General features: G+C 73.9%; 4 protein-coding genes. 3 read left to right on the top strand and 1 reads right to left on the bottom strand.

The genetic code is table 11. The features are described from left to right. The coding region (locus tag VF825_RS07320; RefSeq protein ID WP_331111705.1) for a metal-dependent transcriptional regulator at positions 1–252 on the bottom strand (252 nt) is incomplete at its 3' end. Between the two features lie 19 nt (positions 253–271). Here VF825_RS07320 and VF825_RS07315 point away from each other — a divergent pair. The 3 genes from VF825_RS07315 to VF825_RS20065 all read left to right on the top strand — a co-directional run. Next, entirely contained in the window at positions 272–1633 is a 1362-nt protein-coding gene (locus VF825_RS07315) for a deoxyribodipyrimidine photo-lyase (RefSeq protein WP_331111703.1), read from the top strand. 10 nt (positions 1634–1643) lie between these two features. Further along, complete coding sequence (locus tag VF825_RS07310; RefSeq protein ID WP_331111701.1) at positions 1644–2369, top strand: hypothetical protein; 726 nt, start codon at positions 1644–1646, stop codon at positions 2367–2369. A gap of 143 nt (positions 2370–2512) precedes the next feature. Continuing rightward, positions 2513–2623, top strand: a 111-nt coding sequence (locus VF825_RS20065) for a helix-turn-helix domain-containing protein (RefSeq protein WP_414695791.1), incomplete at its 3' end; no start/stop codon positions are given.

Here is a 2623-nt window from a genome sequence, read left to right as displayed (position 1 = left end):
CCGCTCGGCCAGCCGGTGCTTGCGCATGACCCGGGTGGCGAGCCGGCGCCCCTCCTCGGACAGCTCGAGGTGACGGTCGCCGGCCAGGCTCAGCAGCCCGTCGCGCTCCATGCGGGCGACGGTCTGGCTCACCGTGGGGCCGGAGTGACCGAGCCGCTCCGCGATGCGGGCCCGCAGCGGCGGGATGCCCTCCTCCTCCAGCTCGTAGATCGTCCGGAGGTACATCTCGGTGGTGTCGATCAGATCCGTCACAGCGCATAGCCTCTCATTTGTGCCCGACACCGTGCTCTGGCTTCGTCGTGACCTGCGCCTGGCCGACCTGCCCGCCCTCGGGGCAGCCCACGAGGTCGCCGACGGATCGGCCGTCCTGCCGCTGTTCGTGCTCGACCGGCGGCTCTGGGACGGCGCCGGTGCCGTGCGTCGCGCCTGGTTGAACGCCTCCCTGCGTGCCCTCGATTCCCGGTATGACGGGGCCCTGGTCGTGCGCGTCGGTGACCCCGCCGAGGTGGTCCCCGAGGTGGCCCGCGAGGTGGGCGCCGCGAGCGTGCACGTCAGCGCCGAGAGCACCCCGTTCGGGCGGCGCCGCGACGAGGCCGTGCGCCGGGCGCTGCGCGAGCAGGACTGCGCGCTCGAGGCGACCGGCACGGCATACGCGGTGGGGCCGGGGACGCTGACGACCGGCGGGGGCACGCCCTACCAGGTGTTCACCCCCTTCTCGCGCGCCTGGCGCGCCCACGGCTGGCCGCAGCCCGCGCCGGTGCCCAAGCAGCTGCGGTGGGTGCGTCGGCTGGAGTCGCAGGAGCTGCCCGCGCTCGACGGCGAGGTGCCGGACCTGCCCCCGGCCGGGGAGGAGGCGGCCCTGGAGCAGTGGCACGCGTTCCTCGACGACGGTCTGGCCGGCTACGCCGACACCCGCGACCGACCGGACCTGGTAGGCACCTCGGGGCTGTCCGCCCATCTGAAGTTCGGCGAGATCCACCCGCGCACGCTGCTCGCGGACATCGCCGCGCACCCCGACCACCGCAGGACCGGGCCGCAGACGTTCGTCACCGAGCTGGCCTGGCGGGAGTTCTACGCCGACGTGCTGTGGCACCGCCCCGACTCGGCCTGGGCCGACCTCACGCCGACGCTGAGGGGGATGGCCTACGACGAGCCCGGCGAGGGGTTCGAGGCGTGGACGGCGGGCCGCACCGGCTACCCCATGGTCGACGCGGGGATGCGCCAGCTGCTCGCCGAGGGGTGGATGCACAACCGGGTCCGGATGATCGTGGCCAGCTTCCTGGTCAAGGACCTGCACGTCTGGTGGCCGCACGGCGCCCGCCACTTCATGGCGCACCTGCGCGACGGCGACATCGCCTCCAACTCCCACGGCTGGCAGTGGGCGGCCGGCACGGGCACCGACGCCTCGCCGTACTTCCGCGTGTTCAACCCGGTGACCCAGGGCCGCAAGTTCGACCCCGACGGCGACTACGTGCGGCGCTACGTGCCCGAGCTGGCGCACGTGGGCGGTGGCGCGGTGCACGAGCCCTGGAAGGTCGACGGCGCCTACGACCACGGCTACCCCGAGCCCATCCTCGACCACGCCGAGGCCCGGGAGGAGGCCCTGCGCCGCTACGAGGCGGTCAGGGGCTAGCGTGCCGGGCGTGAGCGAGTCCTTCGTCGTCCCCGCCCGGTTCTGCGGCCCGCCGATGTCCGGCAACGGCGGCTGGGTCAGCGGCCACCTGGCCCAGCTCGTCGAGGGCGAGGAAGGGCAGGGCGCCGGCGCCGTCACCGTGCGGCTGCGCACGCCCCCGCCGCTGGACACCGAGATGGACGTGACCCGCGCCGACGACGGCACGGTCGAGCTCTGGGACGGCCAGACCCTGGTGGCCCAGGCCATCTCGGCCGAGCCGCTGGACACCGGCGGGACGCCTGCGCCCGTGTCGTTCGCCGACGCCGAGGCCGTCGGCCCGTCGTACGAGGGCCTGGCCGAGCACCCCTTCCCCACCTGCTTCACCTGCGGCACCGACCGCGACCCCGCGGACGCGCTGTGCCTGCACACCGGCCGGCTGCCCGGTCACGAGACGCTGCGTGCGGCCGCGTGGCGCCCGGTCGAGGTGACCCCGGAGATCGTCTGGGCGGCGCTGGACTGCCCCGGCGCGTGGGCCTCGGGCATCGCCGGTCGGGCGATGGTGCTCGGCACCATGACGGCGCAGGTGCACGACCTGCCGACCGTGGGCGAGGAGTGCGTGGTGATGGCCTGGCCTCGTGGGGAGCAGGGCCGCAAGTTCCTCTCCGGCACCGCCCTGTATGGCGCTGACGGTCGCCTGCTCGCGCAGGCCGAGGCCGTGTGGATCGCCGTCGACCCCGCCGCCGTCCGCCCCGCCTGACCCGCCTCCCGGCCTGACCTCACCTCGCCGAACCACCCCGACCCCATCTCGCCGCCTATCTCGCCGAGAGGGACATTTCTGTCCTTGGGAAGGGTGGCCGCTTCAAGTGGTTGTTGCAACGAGGCTGACGGAAGGATCCGGTCATGCCTGGTGCACGGTTGTCGGAGCAGGAGCGCGCGCAGATCGAGGTGTTGTTCGGGCAGGGGCTGACCTTCCCGCAGATCGCGGCGGTGATCGGTCGGGACCGGTCCACG

Origin of the sequence: Oryzihumus sp. (assembly GCF_036391795.1) — a bacterium.
GTDB lineage: Bacteria > Actinomycetota > Actinomycetes > Actinomycetales > Dermatophilaceae > Oryzihumus.
The sequence above is the reverse complement of the archived record's forward strand: the minus strand, read 5'-3'. Positions and strand labels throughout refer to the sequence as shown.